19 protein-coding genes are annotated in these 24755 nt (G+C 60.7%); 11 read left to right on the plus strand and 8 right to left on the minus strand.

Annotation, left to right across the window (positions count from 1 at the left end; all coding sequences use genetic code 11):
* Positions 1–135: 135 nt before the first annotated feature.
* Both E3Z29_RS07625 and yejK read right to left on the minus strand, forming a co-directional pair.
* Positions 136–486 (minus strand): glutaredoxin family protein, encoded by a 351-nt coding sequence (locus E3Z29_RS07625; RefSeq protein WP_134785497.1) that lies wholly within the window; start codon positions 484–486, stop codon positions 136–138.
* Positions 486–1490: a nucleoid-associated protein YejK gene (gene yejK / locus E3Z29_RS07630; protein WP_003221908.1), complete on the minus strand. Its 1005-nt coding sequence runs from the start codon at positions 1488–1490 to the stop codon at positions 486–488. Before yejK ends, E3Z29_RS07625 begins: the two co-directional genes overlap by 1 nt.
* A 395-nt stretch (positions 1491–1885) precedes the next feature.
* On the opposite strand from yejK, the gene E3Z29_RS07635 reads away from it, so the two are divergent.
* Positions 1886–2167 carry an HU family DNA-binding protein gene (locus E3Z29_RS07635; protein ID WP_003221909.1) on the plus strand — a complete coding sequence of 94 codons (282 nt, stop codon included), beginning with the start codon at positions 1886–1888 and terminating at the stop codon, positions 2165–2167.
* A gap of 186 nt (positions 2168–2353) precedes the next feature.
* On the opposite strand, the gene rlmF is transcribed toward E3Z29_RS07635, so the two are convergent.
* The 5 genes from rlmF to E3Z29_RS07660 all read right to left on the minus strand — a co-directional run bounded on the left by rlmF (position 2354) and on the right by E3Z29_RS07660 (position 9082).
* Entirely contained in the window at positions 2354–3373 is a 1020-nt protein-coding gene (gene rlmF / locus E3Z29_RS07640) for a 23S rRNA (adenine(1618)-N(6))-methyltransferase RlmF (protein WP_098967331.1), read from the minus strand.
* Positions 3374–3607: 234 nt separating this feature from the next.
* On the minus strand, positions 3608–6454 hold the full coding sequence (locus E3Z29_RS07645; protein ID WP_134785498.1) for a valine--tRNA ligase: 2847 nt from the start codon (positions 6452–6454) through the stop codon (positions 3608–3610).
* A 252-nt stretch (positions 6455–6706) separates the two neighbouring features.
* Complete coding sequence (locus E3Z29_RS07650) at positions 6707–7093, minus strand: DNA polymerase III subunit chi (protein WP_134785499.1); 387 nt, start codon at positions 7091–7093, stop codon at positions 6707–6709.
* A gap of 8 nt (positions 7094–7101) precedes the next feature.
* On the minus strand, positions 7102–7530 hold the full coding sequence (locus tag E3Z29_RS07655; protein WP_095138269.1) for a DNA polymerase III subunit chi: 429 nt from the start codon (positions 7528–7530) through the stop codon (positions 7102–7104).
* Between the two features lie 61 nt (positions 7531–7591).
* Positions 7592–9082, minus strand: a complete 1491-nt coding sequence (locus E3Z29_RS07660; protein WP_098967340.1) for a leucyl aminopeptidase — start codon at positions 9080–9082, stop codon at positions 7592–7594.
* A 308-nt stretch (positions 9083–9390) separates the two neighbouring features.
* Between E3Z29_RS07660 and lptF the strand changes: the two genes are divergently transcribed.
* From lptF to pdxJ, 8 genes are all read left to right on the plus strand, one after another.
* Positions 9391–10512: an LPS export ABC transporter permease LptF gene (gene lptF / locus E3Z29_RS07665; RefSeq protein ID WP_134785500.1), complete on the plus strand. Its 1122-nt coding sequence runs from the start codon at positions 9391–9393 to the stop codon at positions 10510–10512.
* Positions 10505–11566: an LPS export ABC transporter permease LptG gene (gene lptG / locus E3Z29_RS07670; protein ID WP_098967343.1), complete on the plus strand. Its 1062-nt coding sequence runs from the start codon at positions 10505–10507 to the stop codon at positions 11564–11566. The genes lptF and lptG overlap by 8 nt, the downstream gene beginning before the upstream one ends.
* Positions 11567–11738: 172 nt before the next feature.
* A complete protein-coding gene (gene lepA, locus E3Z29_RS07675) occupies positions 11739–13535 on the plus strand; it encodes a translation elongation factor 4 (RefSeq protein WP_003221926.1) in 1797 nt (598 codons plus the stop codon).
* 9 nt (positions 13536–13544) lie between these two features.
* Positions 13545–14399 (plus strand): signal peptidase I, encoded by an 855-nt coding sequence (lepB, locus tag E3Z29_RS07680; protein WP_096795193.1) that lies wholly within the window; start codon positions 13545–13547, stop codon positions 14397–14399.
* A 183-nt stretch (positions 14400–14582) separates the two neighbouring features.
* Positions 14583–15272, plus strand: coding sequence for a ribonuclease III (gene rnc, locus E3Z29_RS07685; RefSeq protein WP_024011703.1), 690 nt, complete (start codon positions 14583–14585; stop codon positions 15270–15272).
* Positions 15265–16167 (plus strand): GTPase Era, encoded by a 903-nt coding sequence (era, locus tag E3Z29_RS07690; protein WP_003221935.1) that lies wholly within the window; start codon positions 15265–15267, stop codon positions 16165–16167. Before rnc ends, era begins: the two co-directional genes overlap by 8 nt.
* A gap of 169 nt (positions 16168–16336) precedes the next feature.
* Positions 16337–17026 carry a DNA repair protein RecO gene (recO, locus tag E3Z29_RS07700; protein ID WP_007965159.1) on the plus strand — a complete coding sequence of 230 codons (690 nt, stop codon included), beginning with the start codon at positions 16337–16339 and terminating at the stop codon, positions 17024–17026.
* 39 nt (positions 17027–17065) lie between these two features.
* Complete coding sequence (gene pdxJ / locus E3Z29_RS07705) at positions 17066–17809, plus strand: pyridoxine 5'-phosphate synthase (protein WP_134785501.1); 744 nt, start codon at positions 17066–17068, stop codon at positions 17807–17809.
* A gap of 127 nt (positions 17810–17936) precedes the next feature.
* Here pdxJ and mltF read toward each other — a convergent pair whose 3' ends face one another.
* Complete coding sequence (gene mltF / locus E3Z29_RS07710) at positions 17937–19397, minus strand: membrane-bound lytic murein transglycosylase MltF (RefSeq protein WP_097086355.1); 1461 nt, start codon at positions 19395–19397, stop codon at positions 17937–17939.
* Positions 19398–19682: 285 nt separating this feature from the next.
* Here mltF and purL point away from each other — a divergent pair, with 285 nt between their 5' ends.
* Positions 19683–23579, plus strand: coding sequence for a phosphoribosylformylglycinamidine synthase (gene purL / locus E3Z29_RS07715; protein ID WP_134785502.1), 3897 nt, complete (start codon positions 19683–19685; stop codon positions 23577–23579).
* Between the two features lie 5 nt (positions 23580–23584).
* Positions 23585–23896 (plus strand): YqfO family protein, encoded by a 312-nt coding sequence (locus E3Z29_RS07720; protein WP_098967364.1) that lies wholly within the window; start codon positions 23585–23587, stop codon positions 23894–23896.
* Positions 23897–24755 lie beyond the last annotated feature (859 nt).

Genomic DNA, 24755 nt, shown 5'->3' on the forward strand with positions numbered 1-24755 from the left:
GCGCAATTGTGGTGAGGGGATTTATCCCCGATGGGGCGCGAAGCGCCCCCAAAAAACTGCACGCTTTACCATGCAGATTTTGCGACGGCTTCGCCGCCGATCGGGGATAAATCCCCTCACCACAGAGGAGCTGTGTTATTTCAGGGCAGCGAGGATTTCGTCCGGGTCGAATCCGCGAATCAACGTGCCATTCACGTCGATCAGCGGAATCCCGCGTCCACCCAGCGCCTCATACGCCTTGCGCGCCTCGGCGTCCTTCTCGATGTCGAATTCCTTGAAAGAAATCCCCTTGCTGTCGAGAAAGCGCCTGGTCTGCTTGCAGTAGCCGCACCAGTCGGTGGAATACAGCACGACACGGGCCTGCGCTCGCGTCTGCTCAGAGACCATCTGCGACGGGTTGAACACCCGCTCGATCTTGCCCCAGTTCTGATAGACCACCACCACCAGCAGAACCAGCGCGACCTTCTTCAGCACATTGCCCAGCATCAGTTGCGGCGCTTGAGCTGATCAGTGAGCGAGGTCGGCAGGCCCTTGATGATCAGGGTGCCAGCCTCTTCGTCGTACTCGATCTTCGAGCCCAGCAGGTGCGCTTCAAAGCTGATCGATAGACCCTCGGCGCGGCCGGTGAAGCGGCGGAACTGGTTAAGGGTGCGTTTGTCTGCCGGAATCTCCGGCGACAGGCCATAGTCCTTGTTGCGGATGTGATCGTAGAAGGCTTTCGGCCGTTCTTCGTCGATCAGCTCCGACAGCTCTTCCAGGCCCATCGGCTCGCCGAGCTTGGCCTGGCTGCTGGCGTAATCGACCAGGGTCTTGGTTTTCTCGCGGGCGGAGTCTTCCGGCAAGTCTTCGCTCTCGACGAAGTCGCTGAAGGCCTTGAGCAGGGTGCGGGTCTCGCCCGGGCCATCGACGCCTTCCTGGCAGCCGATGAAGTCGCGGAAGTATTCCGAAACCTTCTTGCCGTTCTTGCCCTTGATGAACGAGATGTACTGCTTGGACTGCTTGTTGTTCTGCCACTCGGAGACGTTGATCCGCGCCGCCAGGTGCAATTGGCCGAGGTCGAGGTGACGCGACGGCGTCACGTCCAGTTCATCGGTCACCGCCACGCCTTCGCTGTGGTGCAGCAGGGCAATCGCCAGGTAGTCAGTCATGCCTTGCTGATAGTGGGCGAACAGCACGTGGCCACCGACCGACAGGTTCGATTCTTCCATCAGCTTTTGCAGGTGCTCGACCGCGACTTTGCTGAACGCGGCGAAGTCCTTGCCACCGTCCATGTATTCCTTCAGCCAGCCGCTGAACGGGAACGCACCGGATTCCGGATGGAACAGGCCCCAGGCTTTGCCCTGTTTGGCGTTGTAGCTCTCGTTGAGGTCGGCGAGCATGTTCTCGATGGCCGCGGACTCAGCCAGTTCGGAGTCACGGGCGTGCAGAACTGCGGGCGTGCCGTCGGGTTTTTTGTCGATCAGGTGGACGATGCAATGACGGATCGGCATGGGCTTCTCGGCTGGTGGAAGGGAGGAGGGCAGGCTCCCCCGAAAAAGCGCCCAGTGTACCGCAACCACTGGTTTTGGCGCGGGGTGAAGGGCAAATCCAGGGCGGGTGGGTGCCCTTATGCAGTTTTTTACCGATTTAGAGCAATAAACCTGACCAAATGGGTAGCTAGAGGCGGATATTTCCCCGTCTCTGTGCTAGTTTTGCCCGGTCTTACGCGAAGTCACTGCGTTAAGCGTGCAATCAGCATTTGTCAGGTCGAACCAAACCCTGATTTCGGCATCTATAACCCGACTCGTCGTGGTTATCGCCGAGGGTGCCAGATCCAGAAGATCGGGCTCGATGGCTGACACTGCACTCTGCAATCCATATGAATTTGATAGGGAAGGAACACTACATGGCTCTTACTAAAGACCAACTGATCGCCGACATCGCTGAAGCTATCGACGCGCCGAAAACCACCGCGCGTAACGCTCTGGACCAACTGGGCCAAATCGTTGCCGATCAGCTGGAAAACGGCGGCGAAATCACCTTGCCAGGTATCGGCAAGCTGAAAGTGACCGAGCGTCCTGCCCGCACTGGCCGTAACCCTTCGACTGGCGCTGCCATCGAAATCCCTGCCAAGAAAGTGATCAAGCTGGTTGTGGCCAAAGGCCTGACCGACGCTGTGAACAAGTAAGACGCAGCGATAAAAAAACCGTGCACCGGAGTGATCCGGGCACGGTTTTTTTGTGTCTGCGATTTGGCGATGCACCTCGAACCTTTGTAGGAGTGAGCCTGCTCGCGATAGCGGTGTGTCAGTCACCTTGATGTCGGCTGATACACCGCTTTCGCGAGCAAGCCCGCTCCCACAAGTAGCTCAGTGTCAGCGAACCCAGCGCTCGCGACGCCAGATCTGCTGCTCGGACTTGGTCTGGAAGGTCCAGGCCACGAAGCGGCTCTGTTTCTGCCCTTGCGACATCTCCACCACCTGGCTTTCCAGTACGCCGGCCTTTTTCAGCGCGGTTTCGATGGCAGGCAGGTTCGAGGCTTTCGACACCAGGGTGCTGAACCACAGCACCTTGTGCTGGAAGTTCGCGCTTTCGGCGATCAGTTGGGTCACGAAACGTGCTTCGCCGCCTTCACACCACAGCTCGGCGGACTGGCCACCGAAGTTCAGTACCGGCAGTTTGCGTTTTGGATCGGCCTTTCCCAGTGCGCGCCATTTGCGCTCGCTGCCCTTGGTCGCTTCCTCCATCGAAGCGTGGAACGGCGGGTTGCACATGGTCAGGTCAAAGCGCTCGCCCGGCTCCAGCAAGCCGATCAGGATGTGCTTGCGGTTTTCCTGCTGGCGCAGCTGGATCACCTTGTTCAGCCCGTTGGACTGGACGATGGCCTTCGCGGCAGCCACTGCGGTCGGATCGATTTCCGAACCGAGGAAGTGCCAGCGGTATTCGCTGTTACCGATCAGCGGATAAACGCAGTTGGCGCCCATGCCGATGTCCAGCACGTTGACGATCGCACCGCGCGGCACTTTGCCGTCGTTCATGCTGGCCAGCAGGTCGGCGAGGAAATGCACGTAATCGGCACGGCCCGGGACCGGTGGGCACAGATAATCCGCCGGAATGTCCCAATGCTCGATGCCGTAGAACGACTTGAGCAGCGCCCGGTTGAACACACGCACCGCATCGGGGCTGGCGAAGTCGATGCTTTCCTTGCCGTACGGGTTGGTGATCACGAACTTCGCCAGTTCCGGCGTGGTCTTGATCAGCGCCGGGAAGTCATAGCGACCCTGGTGGCGATTGCGCGGGTGCAGGCTGGCCTTTTCACGCGGCTCGACGGCTTTGGCCGGGGTCGCGGCATCAGGCTTCTTGCGCGCAGGTTTGGGTGTGCGGGGGGCGTTCATGGGTGTGATCGATTCGGGTATGGCTGAAAGTGGCGGGTATTGTCCCACATCTAAAGGCAACACCGTTCAAACTGTGGGAGCGGGCTTGCTCGCGAAGGCGGTTACACATCCGGCAGATTTGTCGACTGACACACCGCATTCGCGAGCAAGCCCGCTCCCACAGGGGATTTGTAGCGATTCTTGAATAAAAAAGGGAGGCCTTTGCGGGCCTCCCTTTTTCATTGCGGCTTGCCCTTACAGGCTGGAAATCCGCGCGTGCTGCTCGGCCAGTTTGCCCAGGGCCTGTTCAGCCTCGGCCAGTTTGGCGCGTTCCTTCTCGATGACTTCGGCCGGGGCCTTGTCAACGAAACCGGCGTTCGACAGCTTGCCGCCAACCCGCTGGACTTCGCCCTCCAGACGCAGGATTTCCTTATCCAGACGTGCCAGCTCGGCGCCCTTGTCGATCAGACCGGCCATCGGCACCAGCACTTCCATCTCGCCAACCAGCGCGGTGGCGGACAGCGGCGCCTCTTCGCCGGCGGCGAGTACGGTGATCGATTCCAGACGCGCCAGTTTCTTCAGCAGCGCTTCGTTTTCGGTCAGGCGACGCTGATCTTCAGCGCTGACGTTCTTCAGGTAGATCGGCAGCGGTTTGCCCGGGCCGATGTTCATTTCGCCACGGATGTTGCGCGTGCCGAGCATCAGACCCTTGAGCCATTCGATGTCGTCTTCGGCGGCCGGATCGATGCGCTCCTCGTTGGCCACCGGCCAAGGTTGCAGCATGATCGTCTTGCCCTGAATGCCGGCCAGCGGCGCGATGCGCTGCCAGATTTCTTCAGTGATGAACGGCATGAACGGGTGCGCCAGACGCAGCGCCACTTCCAATACGCGCACCAGGGTGCGACGGGTGCCGCGCTGACGCTCGACCGGAGCGTTTTCGTCCCACAGCACTGGCTTGGACAGTTCCAGGTACCAGTCGCAGTACTGGTTCCAGATGAACTCGTACAGCGCTTGCGCGGCGAGGTCGAAACGGAACTGATCCAGTTGACGGGTCACTTCGGCTTCGGTGCGTTGCAGTTGCGAGATGATCCAGCGATCCGCCAGCGACAGCTCATAGGCTTCGCCGTTCTGGCCGCAGTCTTCGCCCTTGTCCAGAACATAACGCGCGGCGTTCCAGATCTTGTTGCAGAAGTTGCGATAGCCTTCGACGCGGCCCATGTCGAACTTGATGTCGCGACCGGTGGACGCCAGCGAGCAGAAGGTGAAGCGCAGGGCGTCGGTGCCGTAGCTGGCGATGCCGTCGGCGAACTCGTCGCGGGTCTGCTTCTCGATCTTCTTCGCCAGTTTCGGCTGCATCATGCCGGAGGTGCGTTTCTGCACCAGGGCTTCCAGCTCGATACCGTCGATGATGTCCAGCGGGTCCAGGACGTTGCCCTTGGACTTGGACATCTTCTGGCCCTGGCCATCACGCACCAGGCCGTGCACATAAACGGTCTTGAACGGTACTTGCGGGGTGCCGTCCTCGTTCTTGATCAGGTGCATCGTCAGCATGATCATCCGGGCAACCCAGAAGAAAATGATGTCGAAACCGGTGACCAGCACGTCGGTGGAGTGGAATTTCTTCAGGAACTCGGTCTTTTCCGGCCAGCCGAGGGTGGAGAACGTCCACAGACCCGAGCTGAACCAGGTGTCGAGCACGTCGTTGTCCTGTTGCAGTGCAACGTCCGGGCCGAGGTTGTGCTTGGCCCGCACTTCGGCTTCGTCGCGACCGACGTAGACCTTGCCCGACTCGTCGTACCAGGCCGGAATCCGGTGGCCCCACCACAGCTGACGGCTGATGCACCAGTCCTGGATGTCGCGCATCCACGAGAAGTACATGTTTTCGTACTGTTTTGGCACGAACTGGATGCGGCCGTCTTCAACGGCAGCAATCGCCGGCTCGGCCAGAGGCTTGGTCGACACGTACCACTGGTCGGTCAGCCACGGCTCGATCACGGTGCCGGAGCGGTCGCCTTTCGGCACTTTCAGGTTGTGATCGTCGACGCTGACCAGCAGGCCGGCGGCGTCGAACGCCGCGACGATCTGCTTGCGCGCTTCGAAACGCTCGAGACCGGCGTACTCGGCCGGGATCTTGCCGTCGATGCTGTCATTCAACGTGCCGTCGAGGTTGAACACCTGGGCGGCGGGCAGCACGTTGGCGTTCTTGTCGAAGATGTTCAGCAGCGGCAGGTTGTGGCGCTTACCGACTTCGTAGTCGTTGAAGTCGTGGGCCGGGGTGATTTTCACGCAACCGGTGCCGAATTCAGGATCGCAGTAATCGTCGGCGATGATCGGGATGCGGCGGCCAACCAGTGGCAGCTCGACAAATTTGCCGATCAGGGCTTTGTAGCGTTCGTCGTTCGGGTTAACCGCGACGGCGGAGTCGCCGAGCATGGTTTCCGGACGGGTGGTCGCGACGATCAGGAAATCGTTGCCTTCAGCGGTTTTCGCGCCGTCGGCCAGCGGGTACTTGAGGTTCCACAGGAAACCTTTCTCGTCGTGGTTTTCCACTTCGAGGTCGGAAATCGCCGTGTGCAACTTGGTGTCCCAGTTTACCAGACGCTTGCCGCGGTAGATCAGGCCGTCTTCGTGCAGGCGTACGAAGGCTTCTTTAACCGCTTCCGAGAGACCGTCGTCCATGGTGAAGCGCTCGCGGCTCCAGTCCACGGACGAACCGAGGCGACGGATCTGGCGGCTGATGTTGCCGCCGGACTGATCCTTCCACTCCCAGACTTTCTCGAGGAATTTCTCGCGGCCCAGGTCATGGCGGTTCTGGCCGGTGGCTTCCAGTTGACGCTCCACCAGCATCTGCGTGGCGATACCGGCGTGGTCGGTGCCCGGCTGCCACAGGGTGTTGCGACCCTGCATGCGGCGGAAACGGATCAGGGCGTCCATGATCGCGTTGTTGAAACCGTGACCCATGTGCAGGCTGCCGGTGACGTTCGGCGGCGGGATCATGATGGTGTAGGAATCGCCCGCGCCTTGCGGTGCGAAATAGTTCTCGGACTCCCAGGTGTTGTACCAGGAAGTTTCAATGGCGTGCGGCTGGTAGGTCTTATCCATGCGCGGCGGGACCCTATTGGCATTTATTCAGGAAAAGCCGGGAAGTATAGCGGGGCATGGGGCCGAGGGCGAGCGGGGGGGCGTCTGGGCGGACACTAATGTTGGAAGGAAACCTTTGTGGTGAGGGGATTTATCCCCGATGGGCCGCGCAGCAGCTCCAATATTTCATTCACGCTGCGTATTTGCAGGGTTCACGACTGCTGCGCAGCCGATCGGGGATAAATCCCCTCGCCACAAGGAGATCCATCCGGGTTATTCGTACTGGCTGAGGAGCCGCTCCATCCGCGCCTCGAGGCGGCGTTTGATTTCGGTTTCGATGTGCGGCGCGAAGTCGTCGATCACGTCCTGCATGATCAATTGCGCGGCGGCGCGCAGTTCGCTGTCCAGGTGCAGCAAGGCGTCCGGGCCTTTATCCACAGGTGCAACAGCAGGTGCCGGGGCCGGAGCGGGTGGTGGTTCGATGGCGGGCGGCGTGGCGTCGACGGCCTCGAACAACATCGGAATCTGTTCCTGTTCACCGTCATCGACCGTGTCGGTCAGCAGTGGCGGTTGCAGGTTGTCATCGCCGAGCAACTGGCGGATCGATTCGAGATCGTCCAGCAGGTGTGCAGGCTTTTGCAGCGGTTTTGGAGTGTCCATCGGCGTACTCAGAGTCGCTGTAAACGGTGATCTTGCAGAGGATAGCCCTGTTCGCGGTAGAAACGGAAACTCTCCCGTGCCGCCGCGCGAATCGTCGGATCTTCCACCACCACTTCCGCCACGCGGGCGAATTTACTGGCGAAAGCCGGGACTTTCAGGTCGAGGTTGACCAGCAGATCCTGATGCTCGCCGCAGTCAGCGCCCAGTCCCAGCACGATCAAACCATCCGGCTCGCTCTCGGCAGGGCCGTGCGGCACGAACGTTTCGCCCTTGAACGCCCACAGGCGCGCATCGAGATCGTCACGCTGAGCAGCATCGCTGCAATGCAGGTAGATGCGGTGGCCCATGCGCCAGGCTTTCTCAGTGAGCTTGCAGGCAAAGTCCAGGCGAGCCGAAGGATCGGCGCTGGGCAGGATATAGAAGTCGACTTTGGTCATTGCGGTTCCCTGAGCCTTGAGCGGCGTCACCGCAAAGTGACGCCGCCCAGGTTCATCGGTTTCAGGCTTTGGCGCGGTCCAGCAGGTATTGGGTCAGCAGCGGAACCGGACGGCCGGTGGCGCCCTTGTCCTTGCCGCCGCTGGTCCACGCGGTGCCCGCGATGTCCAGGTGCGCCCAGTTGAGGTTCTTGGTGAAGCGCGACAGGAAGCACGCGGCGGTGATGGTGCCGGCCTTCGGCCCGCCAATGTTGGCGATGTCGGCGAACGGGCTGTCCAGTTGCTCCTGGTATTCGTCGAACAGCGGCAGTTGCCAGGCGCGGTCGTCAGCAGCTTTGCCGGCGCTGAGCAGTTGCTCGATCAGTTCGTCGTTATTGCCCAGCAGGCCGGAAGTGTGGGCGCCGAGTGCAACCACGCAGGCACCGGTCAGGGTGGCGATGTCGATCACCGCTTGTGGCTTGAAGCGCTCGGAGTAGGTCAGGGCGTCGCACAGCACCAGACGGCCTTCGGCGTCGGTGTTGAGGATTTCCACGGTCTGGCCGCTCATGGTGGTGACGATGTCGCCCGGACGCGAGGCGTTGCCGCTCGGCATGTTTTCGGCGCAGGCGAGGATGCACACCAGGTTGATCGGCAGCTTCAGCTCGAGCACCGCACGCAGGGTACCGAACACGGAGGCCGCGCCACCCATGTCGTACTTCATTTCGTCCATGCCGGCGCCCGGCTTGAGGCTGATGCCGCCGGTGTCGAAGGTGATGCCTTTACCGACCAGCGCGTAAGGTTTCTCGGATTTCTTGCCACCGTTGTATTGCATGACGATCAGGCGCGGCGGCTGGGCGCTGCCCTGGCCGACGGCGTAGAACGAGCCCATGCCCAGGGATTTGATCTTCTTCTCGTCGAGGACTTCGACTTTCAGATCCTTGAACTCTTTGCCGAGGTTCTTCGCTTGCTCGCCGAGGAAGGTCGGGTGGCAGATGTTCGGCGGCAGGTTGCCCAGGGTGCGGGTGAAGGCCATGCCGTTGGCGATTGCCGTAGCGTGGTTCACGGCGCGCTGCACTTCAGCCTGCGCAGCCTTGATGGTCAGCAGGGTAATTTTTTTCAGGGCGCGCGGTTCGGCTTTCTGGCTCTTGAACTGGTCGAACGTGTATTCGCCGTCCACCAGGGTTTCCGCCAGCAGACGGGTCTTGCCGTAGCTGTCGCGGTTCTTGACGATGATTTCATCCAGGGCCAGCACGGCGTCGCTGCCGCCCAGACCTTTCAGGGTATTGAGGATGCCAGCCACGATTTTACGGAACGGACGGTCGCCCAGTTCTTCATCCTTGCCCACGCCGACCAGCAGCACGCGCTCGGCTTTCAGGTTCGGCAGGCTGTGCAGCAGCAGGCTCTGACCGACCTTGCCGGCCAGATCGCCACGCTTGAGCACGGCGCTGATCGCGCCACCGCTCAGCTCGTCGACCTGTCTGGCGGCGACGCCGAGTTTGCGGCCTTCGCCGACGGCAACCACCAGGGTGGCGGTTTTCAACGTTTCTGGGCTAACGCTTTTTACAACCAGTTCCATGTCCGGATCCCTGAATGAATGGTCAACACACAGGCGTTCGACGGTGTCCGCAGTCGCCTGCTTATAGATAGAAGAGGCGCAGGTCTGTGCCTGCGACGAAGGCGGCAGTTTGAACCTCGCTCACCGCGCCTGACAACCCTCGGTTGTGCGATCTTCAACGGAATCTACGCTTGGGTGAGTGTGCGCAGTGACAGGCGCCCTCAATCACAGGATAATGCCGCATCTTTTTTCGACGGCTCTGCCTTGCGGGTCGCTCGAAACGTTTGCTTGTTTGGCCGCCTTAGCCTGACAACCCTGGAGTGTCTGGTTTGATCGTCTTCCGTTATCTGTCCCGTGAAGTGATGTTGACCCTGAGCGCCGTCAGCGCCGTGCTGCTGGTCATCATCATGAGCGGTCGCTTCATCAAATACCTTGCCCAGGCCGCTGCGGGCCAACTCGATCCGGGATCGCTGTTCCTGATCATGGGTTACCGTCTGCCGGGTTTCATGCAACTGATCCTGCCGTTGGGTCTGTTTCTCGGGATCCTGCTGGCTTACGGCCGGCTGTACCTCGAAAGCGAAATGACCGTGCTCTCGGCCACCGGCATGAGTCAGCAGCGTCTGCTGCGCATGACTCTGTTCCCGGCGACGCTGGTGGCACTGGTGGTGGCGTGGCTGAGCCTGAGTCTGGCCCCGCAGGGCGCCAACCAGTTCCAGCTGCTGCTGAACAAGCAGGACGCCCTGACCGAATTCGATACCCTCGAACCTGGCCGTTTCCAGGCGTTGCGTGACGGCACTCGGGTGACCTACACCGAAAGCCTGACCGACGATCGCGTCAACCTCGGTGGCGTGTTCATCTCGCAGAAAAACCTCGGCTCCGATCAGAAGGACCGCGGGATTTCCGTGCTGGTGGCCGAAAAAGGCCGCCAGGAAGTTCACTCGGACGGCAACCGCTATCTGATCCTGCACAACGGCTATCGCTATGACGGCAGCCCGGGTCAGGCCGATTACCGCGCGATCAAATACGACACCTACGGCGTATTGCTGCCAAAACCGGATGCCAGTGACGAAGTCACCGACCGTGACGCGATCCCGACTTCGACCCTGCTGGGCGCCAACGACGAGCGTTCCAAGGCCGAACTGCAATGGCGGATTTCCCTGCCATTGCTGGTGTTCATCGTGACCCTGATGGCGGTGCCGCTGTCGCGGGTCAATCCGCGTCAGGGCCGTTTCCTGAAGCTGCTGCCGGCGATTCTTCTTTATATGGCTTACCTGACCATCCTGATTGCCGCCCGCGGCGCCCTCGAAAAAGGCAAGATTCCAGCGGCGCTGGGACTGTGGTGGGTGCACGGGATATTCCTGGTCATCGGTCTCGGCCTGCTGTACTGGGAGCCGATGCGTCTGAAGCTGGCCAGCCGTCGCAGCGCTGCGCTGGAGGTGGCCCGTGGTTAAACTCGACCGCTACATCGGCAGCAGCGTATTCGTGGCGATCATCGCCGTGCTGGCGATCATTCTGGGTCTGGCGACCCTGTTTGCCTTCATCGACGAGATGAGCGACGTCAGCGATACCTACACGCTGACCGATGTGCTGAGCTTCGTCCTGCTCACCGCGCCGCGTCGCCTGTACGAAATGCTGCCGATGGCCGCGCTGATTGGCTGTCTGATCGGCCTCGGCAGTCTGGCCAGCAGCAGCGAACTGACGGTCATGCGTGCCGCGGGTGTGTCCATCGGGCGCATCGTCTGGGCCGTCATGAAGCCGATGCTGGTGCTGATGCTGGCTGGCGTGCTGATCGGCGAATACGTGGCCCCGGCCACCGAAAGCATGGCCCAGGCCAATCGCTCGTTGGCGCAAGGCAGCGGCGACGCGCAGAGCGCCAAGCACGGCATGTGGCACCGTCAGGGTGAGGAGTTCATCCATATCAACGCCGTGCAACCCGACGGCCTGTTGTATGGCGTGACCCGCTATCACTTCGACAAAGAGCGCCACCTGCTCAGCTCCAGCTTCGCCAAGCGTGCGGAGTTCGACGGCAAGCGCTGGCTGCTCAGCGACGTGACCACCACGGTCTTCCACGAGCGCAGCACCGAAGTGGTGAATGCGCCGAGCGAGGAGTGGGACGTATCGCTGAGCCCGCAATTGCTCAACACGGTGGTGATGGCGCCCGAGGCGCTGTCGATTTCCGGTCTGTGGGGCTATATCCACTATCTGGCGGATCAAGGCCTGAGCAATGGCCGCTATTGGCTGGCATTTTGGGTCAAGGTGTTGCAGCCGCTGGTCACCGCCGCGCTGGTGCTGATGGCGATCTCCTTCATCTTCGGTCCGTTGCGCTCGGTCACCCTCGGTCAGCGAGTGTTCACCGGTGTGCTGGTGGGCTTCACCTTCCGCATCGTCCAGGATCTGCTTGGCCCGTCGAGCCTGGTGTTCGGTTTCTCGCCGCTGTTCGCGGTGCTGGTGCCGGCCACGGTCTGTGCGCTGGCGGGTGTGTGGTTGCTGCGACGGGCCGGCTGATGGCCGCGTTGTTGCCAACGCTTTAACCGCGAAAACGCCTCGGTCGACAGATCGGGGCGTTTTCGTATGCAATCGGGGTGACAGGCGAACGTGACGCTTGCGCCGTGTATCAGGTACAATTCCCGGCTATTTTTCGGCGGGCCAAGCCTGCAGCCTTTTTGAGTGTTGATCCGTGAGTGATTTGAGTCATATCCGCAATTTCTCCATCATCGCCCACATTGACCATGGCAAGTCGACGCTGGCTGACCGTTTCATCCAGATGTGCGGTGGCCTGGCCGAGCGTGAAATGGAAGCCCAGGTACTGGATTCCATGGATCTGGAGCGCGAACGCGGGATCACCATCAAGGCCCACAGCGTTACCCTCTATTACAAAGCCAAAGATGGCGTCACCTACCAGCTGAACTTCATTGACACCCCGGGTCACGTCGACTTCACCTACGAAGTCAGCCGTTCCCTGGCCGCGTGTGAAGGGGCGTTGCTGGTGGTCGATGCCGGTCAGGGTGTTGAAGCCCAGTCCGTGGCCAACTGCTACACCGCCATCGAGCAAGGCCTCGAGGTCATGCCGGTGCTGAACAAGATCGACCTGCCACAGGCCGAGCCGGACCGCGTCAAGGACGAGATCGAGAAGATCATCGGCATCGACGCCACCGACGCCGTCACCTGCAGCGCCAAGACCGGCCTGGGTGTCGACGAAGTGCTCGAGCGTCTGGTCGCGACCATTCCTGCGCCGACCGGCAACATCGAAGATCCGCTGCAAGCGCTGATCATCGACTCCTGGTTCGACAACTACCTGGGCGTTGTCTCCCTGGTGCGCGTGCGTCATGGCCGCGTGAAGAAGGGCGACAAGATCCTGGTGAAATCCACCGGCAAGATCCACCTGGTCGACAGCGTTGGTGTATTCAATCCGAAGCACACTGCTACCGCTGACCTCAAGGCTGGCGAAGTGGGCTTCATCATCGCCAGCATCAAGGACATTCACGGTGCACCGGTCGGTGACACCCTGACCCTGAGCTCGACTCCAGATGTACCGGTACTGCCCGGCTTCAAACGCATCCAGCCACAGGTTTACGCCGGTCTGTTCCCGGTCAGCTCCGACGACTTCGAGGACTTCCGCGAAGCGCTGCAGAAACTGACCCTGAACGACTCGTCGCTGCAGTACACCCCGGAAAGCTCCGACGCACTGGGCTTCGGCTTCCGTTGCGGGTTCCTCGGCATGCTGCACATGGAGATCATCCAGGAGCGCCTCGAGCGCGAATACGACCTGGATCTGATCACCACCGCGCCAACGGTAATTTTCGAGCTGGTGCTGAAAACCGGTGAAACGATTTACGTCGACAACCCGTCCAAACTTCCGGATGTGTCGGCCATCGAAGACATGCGCGAGCCAATCGTGCGCGCCAACATCCTGGTTCCGCAGGAACACCTGGGCAACGTCATCACCCTGTGCATCGAGAAGCGCGGCGTACAGGTTGACATGCTGTTCCTCGGCAATCAGGTGCAGGTCACTTACGACCTGCCGATGAACGAAGTGGTCCTGGACTTCTTCGACCGTCTCAAATCCACCAGCCGCGGCTATGCTTCGCTGGATTACCATTTCGATCGTTACCAATCGGCTAATCTGGTGAAACTGGACGTGCTGATCAACGGTGACAAGGTCGACGCCCTGGCGTTGATCGTGCACCGTGACAATTCGCACTTCAAAGGTCGCCAGTTGACCGAGAAGATGAAAGAACTGATTCCTCGTCAGATGTTCGACGTGGCCATCCAGGCTGCCATTGGCGGTCAGATCGTCGCCCGGACCACCGTCAAGGCACTCAGAAAGAACGTATTGGCCAAATGCTACGGCGGTGACGTAAGCCGTAAGAAAAAGCTGCTTGAAAAGCAAAAGGCCGGTAAGAAACGCATGAAGCAGGTCGGCAACGTGGAAATTCCACAAGAAGCCTTCCTTGCCGTGCTCAGGTTGGAATAGTCAGGTCCTATGTCACTAAATTTCCCGCTGTTGCTGGTCATCGCCGTGTTGGTCTGCGGCCTGTTGGCGTTGCTCGATCTGCTGTTCCTGGCGCCGCGTCGGCGTGCTGCCATTGCCTCTTATCAAGGCAGTGTCAGCCAGCCCGAGCCCGTTGTGGTCGAGAAGCTGAACAAAGAGCCGTTGCTGGTTGAATACGGCAAGTCGTTCTTTCCGGTGCTGTTCATCGTGCTGGTGCTGCGTTCGTTCCTGGTGGAACCGTTCCAGATCCCGTCCGGCTCGATGAAACCGACTCTGGACGTGGGCGACTTCATTCTGGTGAACAAGTTTTCTTACGGGATCCGCCTGCCGGTGATCGACAAGAAAATCATCGAAGTCGGTGATCCGCAGCGTGGCGATGTGATGGTGTTCCGCTACCCGAGCGACCCGAACGTCAACTACATCAAGCGTGTAGTCGGTCTGCCGGGCGATACGGTGCGTTACACCGCCGACAAGCGTCTGTTGGTCAATGGCGAGTCGATTGCCGAGCAACTGGTCGGCTCCGAGCCGGGCACGCTGGGCAGCGCGGAACTCTACAAGGAAAAACTCGGCGCTGCCGAGCACCTGATCCGCAAGGAAATGAGCCGCTACCGCGCTACGCCGGACCATACCTGGACCGTGCCGGCCGGGCACTACTTCATGATGGGCGACAACCGCGACAACTCCAACGACAGTCGCTACTGGGATGACCCGAACATTCCCAAGGATCTGCTGGGCATGGTTCCCGACCAGAATATCGTCGGCAAAGCCTTCGCTGTCTGGATGAGCTGGCCGGAACCGAAACTCAGCCACCTGCCGAATTTCTCGCGGGTTGGCCTGATCAAGTAATCAATCACGGCGCTGTTGACCACAGCGCCGAATGCATTTCTGGAGTCGACACAAATCGGCACCAGGGCATGAAGCCACGATATTCAGGACGTCATTTTTGAACACAGCGTTAATTGTCCCAGGCCTGCGCCGTACCCCGGCGATGGCAGTGGAATCCAGCCACGAACTCAGCGTGGGTAAACCGTGAGCGTTTCTCTAAGCCGTCTCGAGCGCCAGCTCGGTTACACCTTCAAGGATCAGGAGCTGATGCTGCTGGCCCTCACGCACCGCAGCTTTGCCGGGCGTAACAACGAACGCCTGGAATTCCTCGGCGATGCCATCCTCAACTTCGTCGCTGGCGAGGCGCTGTTCGATCGCTTCCCGCTGGCCCGCGAAGGCCAGTTGTCGCGTTTGCGCGCACGTTTGGTGAAGGGTGAGACACTGGCGGTGCTGGCCCGTGGTTTCGACTTGGGCGACTACCTGCGTCTGGGCTCGGGCGAACTGAAAAGCGGTGGCTTCCGTCGCGAATCGATTCTGGCCGATGCCCTCGAAGCGCTGATCGGTGCGATCTACCTCGATGCCGGCATGGACGTCGCTCGCGAGCGCGTACTGGCCTGGCTGGCCGGTGAGTTCGAAGGCCTGACGCTGGTCGACACCAACAAGGATCCCAAGACCCGTCTGCAGGAACATCTGCAATCGCGCGGTTGCGAACTGCCACGCTACGAAGTGGTGGATATCCAGGGTGAGCCGCACTGCCGTACCTTCTTCGTCGAGTGCGAAGTGGTCTTATTGAATGAAAAAAGCCGAGGTCAGGGTGTGAGCCGTCGTATTGCCGAACAGGTAGCGGCCGCCGCAGCACTGATTGCCCTGGGCGTGGAGAATGGCAATGACTGATACAAACGCAACTCGCTGTGGCTACGTTGCCATCGTCGGCCGTCCCAACGTCGGCAAATCGACGTTGCTGAACCACATCCTCGGCCAGAAGCTCGCGATCACCTCGCGCAAGCCGCAGACCACCCGTCACAACATGCTCGGGATCAAGACCGAGGGTGACGTGCAGGCGATCTACGTCGACACCCCCGGCATGCACAAGGGTGGCGAAAAGGCCCTGAACCGCTACATGAACAAAACCGCTTCGGCAGCATTGAAAGACGTCGACGTGGTGATCTTCGTGGTTGATCGCACCAAGTGGACCGAAGAGGACCAGATGGTGCTGGAGCGCGTGCAGTACGTGACCGGCCCGCTGATCGTCGCACTGAACAAGACCGACCGCATCGAAGACAAGGCCGAGCTGATGCCGCACCTGTCGTGGTTGCAGGAACAGCTGCCGAACGCACAGATCATCCCGATTTCCGCGCAACACGGGCACAACCTCGACGCGCTGGAAAAGGTCATCGCCGATCATTTGCCGGAGAACGATCACTTCTTCCCGGAAGACCAGATCACCGACCGTAGCAGCCGTTTCCTCGCCGCTGAACTGGTGCGCGAGAAAATCATGCGCCAGATGGGCGCCGAGCTGCCGTACCAGATCACCGTCGAGATCGAAGAGTTCAAGCAGCAGGGCAAGACCCTGCACATCCACGCGCTGATCCTCGTCGAACGTGACGGGCAGAAGAAGATCATCATTGGCGACAAGGGCGAGCGCATCAAGCGCATCGGCACCGAGGCGCGCAAGGACATGGAGCTGCTGTTCGACTCCAAGATCATGCTCAACCTGTGGGTCAAGGTGAAGGGCGGCTGGTCCGACGACGAGCGTGCTCTGCGTTCGCTGGGTTACGGCGACCTGTAAGCAGCGGTTTTCCGAGACACCGGAGAACCCCCTGTGGGAGCGGGCTTGCTCGCGAATGCGCAGTGTCAGTCGACCTATGCTTTGACTGATTCAGCGCTTTCGCGAGCAAGCCCGCTCCCACAGTAGTTTTGGGTTGTGAGTAAAACCGCGTTTCTTCATCGAGAACTCCATGTCGCAAACCCCACCTCCCGCCCAGCTCGCCTACGTCCTGCATTCGCGCGCCTACCGCGAAACCAGCGCGCTGGTCGACTTCCTCACGCCGCAAGGGCGGCTGCGGGCGGTTTTGCGCAGTGCGCGGGGCAAGGCCGGGACACTGGCGCGGCCGTTCGTGCCGCTGGAAGTCGAGTTTCGTGGCAAGGGTGAACTGAAGAATGTCGGGCGCATGGAAAGTGCCGGCAACGCGACCTGGATGGTCGGTGAGGCGCTGTTCAGTGGCCTCTATCTCAATGAGCTGCTGATCCGCCTGCTGCCTGCCGAAGACCCGCACCCGGCGGTGTTCGACCATTACGCTGCAACACTGCTGGCCCTGGCCGAAGGTCGCCCGCTGGAGCCGTTGTTGCGCTCGTTCGAATGGCGCCTGTTGGACGATCTCGGTTACGGCTTCTCCCTGAATACCGATATCCACAGCGAACCGGTCGCGCCGGACGGTCTCTATCGTCTGCAAGTGGATGCCGGACTTGAACGGGTGTTTCTGTTGCAGCCGGGCCTGTTCAACGGCACCGAACTGCTGGCCATGGCCGAAGCCGACTGGACAGCGCCCGGCGCACTGTCGGCGGCCAAGCGTCTGATGCGTCAGGCACTGGCCGTGCACTTGGGCGGTCGCCCCCTCGTCAGCCGCGAGCTATTTCGCAAGCCCTGATATGCTGTGCGCCGAATCTTTCCCTTCAGGAGCGCATCCGTGACCACCAGCAATCGCATTCTTCTTGGCGTGAACATCGACCACGTCGCCACCCTGCGTCAGGCCCGTGGCACACGCTACCCGGATCCGGTCAAGGCAGCGCTGGACGCGGAAGAGGCGGGCGCCGACGGCATCACCGTGCACCTGCGTGAAGACCGCCGGCACATTCAGGAGCGCGACGTGCTGCTGCTCAAGGATGTGCTGCAGACCCGCATGAATTTCGAAATGGGCGTCACCGAAGAAATGATGGCGTTCGCCGAACGCATCCGTCCGGCGCACATCTGCCTCGTCCCGGAAACCCGTCAGGAACTGACCACTGAAGGCGGTCTGGATGTAGCGGGGCAGGAAGAACGCATCAGGGCAGCGGTCGAGCGCCTGTCGAAGATCGGCAGCGAGGTGTCGCTGTTCATCGATGCTGACGAACGTCAGATCGCTGCGTCGAAGCGCGTTGGTGCGCCGGCCATCGAACTGCATACCGGGCGTTACGCTGATGCCGAAACTCCGAGCGAAGTCGCTGAAGAGCTGAAGCGTGTGGCCGACGGCGTGGCGTTTGGTCTGGCGCAGGGCCTGATCGTCAACGCCGGGCATGGCCTGCATTATCACAACGTCGAAGCCGTGGCGGCGATCAAGGGCATCAACGAATTGAACATCGGCCATGCGCTGGTGGCGCATGCGTTGTTCGTGGGCTTCAAGTCGGCAGTGTCCGAGATGAAAGCGCTGATTCTGGCTGCCGCCAAGCCCTAAGCAACACCCCAGAACCCAATGTGGGAGCGGGCTTGCTCGCGAAGGCGGTGTATCAGTCAAAGAATATGTCGACTGACACACCGCCTTCGCGAGCAAGCCCGCTCCCACATTGGATTTATGCTGTTGGTTAGAGCGGGGCAGGCTCTTGAGCCGGTTTTGACTTGTCGATACCGGGCACATGCAGATTGCCCTCGGCCACCTGATCGCCTTCAAGCTGCGGCTGGGTCACCCAGGTCAGGATGTCGTAGTAGCGACGGATGTTCGCCACGAAATGCACCGGCTCGCCGCCCCGGGCGTAGCCGTAGCGGGTCTTGCTGTACCACTGTTTCTGCGACAGGCGCGGCAGCATCTTCTTCACGTCCAGCCACTTGTCCGGGTTCAGGCCTTCGCGGGACGCCAGTTTGCGTGCGTCATCGAGGTGACCGCTGCCGACGTTGTACGCCGCCAGGGCAAACCAGGTGCGATCCGGCTCCTGAATCGATTCGTCGAGCTGATCCTTCATGTAGGCCAGGTACTTGGCGCCGCCCATGATGCTTTGCTTGGGATCGAGACGGTTCGACACGCCCATCGCCTGAGCGGTGTTCTGGGTCAGCATCATCAAACCGCGCACGCCGGTTTTCGAAGTGACTGCCGGTTGCCACAGCGATTCCTGATAACCGATGGCCGCCAGCAGGCGCCAGTCGACTTTCTCTTTCTTGGCGTAGGTTTTGAAGTGCTGTTCGTATTTGGGCAGGCGCTGCTGCAAGTGCTGGGCGAAGGTGGTGGCGCCCATGTAGCCGAGGACATCGACATGGCCGTAATAACGGTCTTTCAGGCGCTGCAGGGTGCCGTTCTTCTGCACCTTGTCGAGGTAGGCGTTGATCTCGTTGAGCAGGCTGTTGTCTTCGCCAGCAGCCACCGCCCAACTCTGGCTGCGCGCATCGCCGAGGTCGAAGGCCACGCGGATGTTGGTGAAGTACACCTGGTTCATCGCCACTTCGTTGGAGTCGACCAGCGTCAGGTCGATCTGGCCTTCATCGACCATGCGCAACAGGTCGACCACTTCAACGGCGTCGGATTCTTCGTATTCGATGCCCGGAAATTTCTTTTTCAGCTCCGCCAGTTGTTCGGCGTGGGTGCTGCCCTTGAGCACCATGATTTTCTTGCCGACCAGATCACCCGGGTCGGTAGGGCGCGACTGGCCGTTGCGATAGATGATCTGCGGAGTGACTTCGAGGTAGGAGTGGGAGAACCGCACCTGCTTCTTGCGATCCTCGCTGCTGACCAGACCTGCCGCCGCCAGCACCGGGCCGTTCGGCTTGCCGATCTGGTTGAACAGGTCATCAAGGTTGTCGGCGGTCTCGATCTTCAGTTCAACCCCCAAATCGTCGGCGAAGCGCTTCACCAGCTCGTATTCGAAGCCGGTTTCACCGCTGCGATCCTGAAAGTAGGTGGCGGGGCTGTTACGGGTAATCACCCGCAGCACACCATCCTCCTTTACGCGCTCGAGTGTGTTGGGTTTATCAACACAGCCACCGAGCATCAGGAAGAGTCCGGTTGCGATCAGCCATTTGGCGTACCGCGGACGCAAAGCCGTTGGGAAAAACATCTGCGCAGTATACGCAAACGGCTGCGGGCGCCATATCTCGACAGTGAGCGGCTTGTCTGCTAGAGATCACAAAACCGCACGAAACCCCGCAGGAATGGGGCTGAACGGCATTTTGTGACAGGAAAAATAAGCGCGGCTCGTGCACCCCCGGAATTTGACTTCAAAGGCAGAAACACAGATTGATATCCGAGTGCAACCGTGCGTAGCGTTTCGGGTGATGTTGAGGGCGGTTTAGGCTAGAATGCACGGCCTCAAAGCACACCCCTTCCCGAGGCTGTCCCGAAGATGTTGATCCTGCGCGGCGCTCCTGCCCTTTCTGCCTTTCGCCACAGCAAACTCCTTGAGCAACTGAGCCAGAAGGTTCCAGCTGTCAGTGGCCTGTATGCTGAATTCGCTCACTTCGCCGAAGTCACCGGCGTCCTGACCGGCGACGAACAGCAGGTGCTTGCGCGCCTTCTGAAGTACGGCCCAAGCGTTCCGGTACAAGAGCCGACCGGTCGTCTGTTTCTGGTGTTGCCGCGTTTCGGCACCATCTCGCCATGGTCGAGCAAGGCCAGCGACATCGCCCGCAACTGCGGCCTGAGCAAGATCCAGCGCCTGGAGCGCGGCATCGCGTTCTACGTGGCCGGCCAGTTCAGCGACACCGAAGCCCAGCAAATCGCCGACGTGCTGCATGACCGCATGACCCAGATCGTTCTGGGCAACCTGGAACAGGCCGCCGGTCTGTTCAGCCACGCCGAGCCGAAGCCGCTGACCGCGATCGACATCCTTGGCGGCGGTCGCGCCGCACTGGAAAAAGCCAACACCGAACTCGGTCTGGCCTTGGCCGAAGACGAGATCGACTATCTGGTCAACGCCTTCAACGGTCTCAAGCGCAACCCGCACGACATCGAACTGATGATGTTCGCCCAGGCCAACTCCGAGCACTGCCGCCACAAGATCTTCAACGCCAGTTGGGATATTGACGGCGAGAGCCAGGAAAAAAGCCTGTTCGGCATGATCAAGAACACCTATCAGATGCACAACGAAGGCGTGCTGTCCGCTTATAAGGACAACGCCTCGGTGATCGTCGGCAACGTCGCCGGCCGCTTCTTCCCGGATCCGGAAACCCGCCAGTACGGCGCGGTGCAGGAGCCGGTGCACATTCTGATGAAGGTCGAGACCCACAACCACCCGACCGCGATCGCCCCGTTCCCGGGCGCATCCACCGGTTCCGGTGGCGAGATTCGCGACGAAGGTGCAACCGGTCGTGGCGCCAAACCGAAGGCTGGTCTGACCGGTTTCACCGTATCCAACCTGCAGATCCCGGGCTTCGAACAGCCGTGGGAAGTGCCGTACGGCAAGCCTGAGCGCATCGTTACCGCGCTGGACATCATGATCGAAGGCCCGCTGGGCGGCGCCGCGTTCAACAACGAATTCGGGCGTCCGGCCCTGACTGGCTACTTCCGTACCTTCGAACAGTCGATCACCACCCCGCACGGTGACGAAGTTCGTGGCTACCACAAGCCGATCATGCTCGCCGGCGGCATGGGCAACATCCGTGAAGAACACGTCAAGAAAGGCGAGATTCTGGTCGGCTCCAAGCTGATCGTGCTTGGCGGCCCGGCCATGCTCATCGGTTTGGGCGGCGGTGCCGCTTCCTCGATGGCCACCGGTACCAGCTCGGCGGATCTCGACTTCGCTTCCGTACAGCGTGAAAACCCTGAGATGGAGCGTCGCTGCCAGGAAGTCATCGACCGTTGCTGGCAACTGGGCGACAAGAACCCGATCAGCTTCATCCACGACGTGGGCGCGGGCGGTCTGTCCAACGCCTTCCCGGAACTGGTCAACGACGGCGACCGCGGCGGCCGTTTCGAACTGCGCAACATTCCCAACGACGAGCCGGGCATGGCCCCGCACGAAATCTGGTCCAACGAATCGCAGGAACGTTACGTTCTGGCGGTCGGTCCGGCCGATTTCGAGCGCTTCAAGGCGATCTGCGAACGCGAGCGTTGCCCGTTCGCCGTGGTCGGCGAAGCCACTGCCGAGCCAAAACTGACCGTGACCGACAGCCACTTCGGCAACAACCCGGTGGACATGCCCCTGGAAGTGTTGCTGGGCAAGGCCCCGCGCATGCACCGTTCGGTGGTTCGCGAAGCCGAGCTGGGCGATGATTTCGATCCGTCGAACCTCGACATCAGCGAGTCCATCGAGCGCGTCCTGCATCACCCGGCCGTGGCGAGCAAAAGCTTCCTGATCACCATCGGCGACCGCACCATCACCGGCCTCGTGGCCCGTGACCAGATGGTTGGCCCATGGCAGGTTCCGGTGGCCGACGTCGCAGTTACCGCCACCAGTTTCGACGTCTACACCGGTGAAGCGATGGCGATGGGCGAGCGGACTCCGCTGGCGTTGCTGGACGCTCCGGCGTCGGGCCGCATGGCCATCGGCGAAACCCTGACCAACATTGCCGCCTCGCGCATCAACAAGATCTCCGACATCAAACTGTCGGCGAACTGGATGTCCGCCGCCGGCCATCCGGGCGAAGACGCGCGTCTGTACGACACCGTGAAAGCGGTCGGCATGGAACTGTGCCCTGAGCTGGGCATCACCATTCCGGTCGGCAAGGACTCGATGTCCATGGCCACCCGCTGGAACGACAACGGTGAAGAAAAAACCGTGACCTCGCCGATGTCGCTGATCGTGACCGGTTTCGCGCCAGTGGCTGACATCCGTCAGACCCTGACCCCGGAACTGCGCATGGACAAGGGGACCACCGACCTGATCCTGATCGACCTCGGTCGTGGTCAGAACCGTATGGGTGCTTCGATCCTTGCTCAGGTTCACGGCAAGCTCGGCAAGCAGGCTCCGGACGTCGATGACGCCGAAGACCTGAAAGCCTTTTTCGCGGTGATCCAGGGCCTCAACGCCGACGGTCACCTGCTGGCTTACCACGACCGTTCCGACGGTGGTCTGCTGACCTCCGTGGTGGAAATGGCGTTCGCCGGCCACTGCGGTCTGAGCCTGAACCTGGACAGCGTTGCCGAAAACTCGGCCGAAATCGCTGCGATCCTGTTCAACGAAGAACTGGGTGCAGTGATCCAGGTTCGTCAGGACGCCACCCCGGACATCCTCGCGCAGTTCAGCGCGGCCGGTCTGGGTGACTGCGTGTCGGTGATCGGTCAGCCGATCAACAATGGCCAGATCAACATCACCTTCAACGGTGACACCGTGTTCGAAGGCCAGCGTCGTCTGCTGCAACGTCAGTGGGCCGAGACCAGCTACCAGATCCAGCGTCTGCGCGACAACGCCGACTGCGCCGAGCAAGAGTTCGACGCGCTGCTGGAAGAAGACAACCCGGGCCTGAGCGTCAAGCTGAGCTACGACGTCAACCAGGACATCGCCGCGCCTTACATCAAGAAGGGTATCCGCCCACAGGTTGCCGTGCTGCGTGAGCAGGGCGTCAACGGTCAGGTGGAAATGGCGGCAGCGTTCGACCGCGCCGGTTTCAACGCGATCGACGTGCACATGAGCGACATTCTCGCTGGCCGCGTCGACCTGAACGAGTTCAAAGGTCTGGTGGCCTGCGGTGGCTTCTCCTACGGCGACGTACTCGGCGCCGGTGAAGGCTGGGCCAAGTCGGCGCTGTTCAACAGCCGTGCCCGCGATGCGTTCCAGGGCTTCTTCGAACGTAACGACAGCTTCACCCTCGGCGTGTGCAACGGTTGCCAGATGATGTCCAACCTGCACGAGCTGATCCCGGGTAGCGAGTTCTGGCCGCACTTCGTGCGCAACCGCTCCGAGCAGTTCGAAGCGCGCGTGGCGATGGTGCAGATCCAGGAGTCGAACTCGATCTTCCTGCAGGGCATGGCCGGTTCGCGTATGCCGATCGCCATCGCTCACGGTGAAGGCCATGCCGAGTTCTCCAGCGAAGAAGCGCTGCTGGAAGCCGATCTGTCCGGTTGCGTGGCGATGCGTTTCGTCGACAACCATGGCAAGGTCACCGAAGCCTACCCGGCCAACCCGAACGGCTCGCCGCGCGGGATTACCGGTCTCACCAGCCGCGACGGTCGTGTGACGATCATGATGCCGCACCCGGAGCGGGTGTTCCGCGCGGTGCAGAACTCGTGGCGTTCGGAGGACTGGACCGAGGATGCTCCTTGGATGCGCATGTTCCGTAACGCGCGCGTCTGGGTGAACTGAGGCCTGTGTACAAGCTCGGGTTTTTTGTTCCTGACAGTCATGTCGAGGTGGTCAAGGACGCTGTATTCGCTGCCGGTGGTGGGCGGATCGGGGACTATGACCACTGTGCTTGGCAGGTGCTTGGGTCTGGTCAGTTTCGGCCTTTGGACGGCAGTCAGCCGTTCATTGGTGAGGCGGGGCAGGTTGAGCGGGTCGAGGAATGGAAGGTTGAGCTTGTCGTTTGTGACGAGTTGATTCGTGATGTGGTGGCGGCTTTGAAGTTGAGTCACCCTTACGAGACGCCGGCTTATGAGGTGTGGCGGCTGGAGGATTTCTGATCTTTTTGCCGCTGGAACGGGAAACCCGCAGATGAGTGATTGTCTGCGGGTTTTTTGTTGGCTGCGATTTGCTTTTCTGTAGGAGTGAGCCTGCTCGCGATGGCGCCCTGACAGGCGACCATGCTCTGTCTGATTGAGTGAATATCCGTTTCTGCGGGTGCTGCGGCTGGCGGTTTCGCTCTTACAGCGAGTCACTTTTGACAAACGCCTCAAAAGTAACCAAAAAGTCTTGCTCCTGCGTTCGGCCCGCTCGCTGAGGCTCGGGGTCCCTTCGCTCCGGGATTGATCCGGGCGCAGCGCCTCCGGTTTGCTTCGCTGCACCTCCTCTCGCTGTGTTTGGCTGCGCCAAACGGTCGCTGCGCTCCCACCCCCGGATCAATCCCTCCACTCAGCCTTCCGACGTCGCCCGTGGATCAAGATCAAGAGCTGCAGCCGAGCTTGCGCTCATCCTGTTGAGTGGTGAGGAGCACGGGTATTCGGCTTTGGGTTTGCGGTGCTCTCGCCCCTCATCGGAACGCCGCCCGCCCAGCCCTCTCCCGAGGGAGAGGGAGCCGATTTTTGGGCTTTTGAAAGTCTGAGTTCGACTCGGTATCGCATGTCGGCGTAGTTCTCCCAAACACCTCGGTCAGTCCCCTCTCCCTCTGGGAGAGGGTTAGGGTGAGGGTTGGCTTTTGGCTGTTTAAATCTGTGTCAAATAACCAGAACCTTCCCACAAGGTTTTCAGGTTGTCCCTCGGACGCTCGGTCTCTAGGCTTTGTCTGTCGCTGCCAATTCAGCGACCGGGCGTGAGATCCCCGGAATGCTTGCAACTAGCGCCAACACCACGATAATTGGCGCCAGCTCAATCTGCTGCCTGCTT

Source organism: Pseudomonas sp. S150 (genome assembly GCF_004526365.1).
GTDB classification, from domain to species: Bacteria; Pseudomonadota; Gammaproteobacteria; order Pseudomonadales; family Pseudomonadaceae; genus Aquipseudomonas; species Aquipseudomonas putida_A.

Bases quoted from the DNA above. Each gene is read 5' to 3' on its own strand.
- era (WP_003221935.1), top strand. From the start codon at position 15,265: ATGACTGATACAAACGCAACTCGCTGTGGCTACGTTGCCATCGTCGGC.
- lepB (WP_096795193.1), top strand. From the start codon at position 13,545: ATGTCACTAAATTTCCCGCTGTTGCTGGTCATCGCCGTGTTGGTCTGC.
- E3Z29_RS07650 (WP_134785499.1), bottom strand. From the start codon at position 7,093: ATGGACACTCCAAAACCGCTGCAAAAGCCTGCACACCTGCTGGACGAT.
- E3Z29_RS07655 (WP_095138269.1), bottom strand. From the start codon at position 7,530: ATGACCAAAGTCGACTTCTATATCCTGCCCAGCGCCGATCCTTCGGCT.
- recO (WP_007965159.1), top strand. From the start codon at position 16,337: ATGTCGCAAACCCCACCTCCCGCCCAGCTCGCCTACGTCCTGCATTCG.
- E3Z29_RS07645 (WP_134785498.1), bottom strand. From the start codon at position 6,454: ATGGATAAGACCTACCAGCCGCACGCCATTGAAACTTCCTGGTACAAC.
- rlmF (WP_098967331.1), bottom strand. From the start codon at position 3,373: ATGAACGCCCCCCGCACACCCAAACCTGCGCGCAAGAAGCCTGATGCC.
- E3Z29_RS07660 (WP_098967340.1), bottom strand. From the start codon at position 9,082: ATGGAACTGGTTGTAAAAAGCGTTAGCCCAGAAACGTTGAAAACCGCC.
- yejK (WP_003221908.1), bottom strand. From the start codon at position 1,490: ATGCCGATCCGTCATTGCATCGTCCACCTGATCGACAAAAAACCCGAC.
- purL (WP_134785502.1), top strand. From the start codon at position 19,683: ATGTTGATCCTGCGCGGCGCTCCTGCCCTTTCTGCCTTTCGCCACAGC.
- E3Z29_RS07635 (WP_003221909.1), top strand. From the start codon at position 1,886: ATGGCTCTTACTAAAGACCAACTGATCGCCGACATCGCTGAAGCTATC.
- E3Z29_RS07625 (WP_134785497.1), bottom strand. From the start codon at position 486: ATGCTGGGCAATGTGCTGAAGAAGGTCGCGCTGGTTCTGCTGGTGGTG.
- mltF (WP_097086355.1), bottom strand. From the start codon at position 19,397: ATGTTTTTCCCAACGGCTTTGCGTCCGCGGTACGCCAAATGGCTGATC.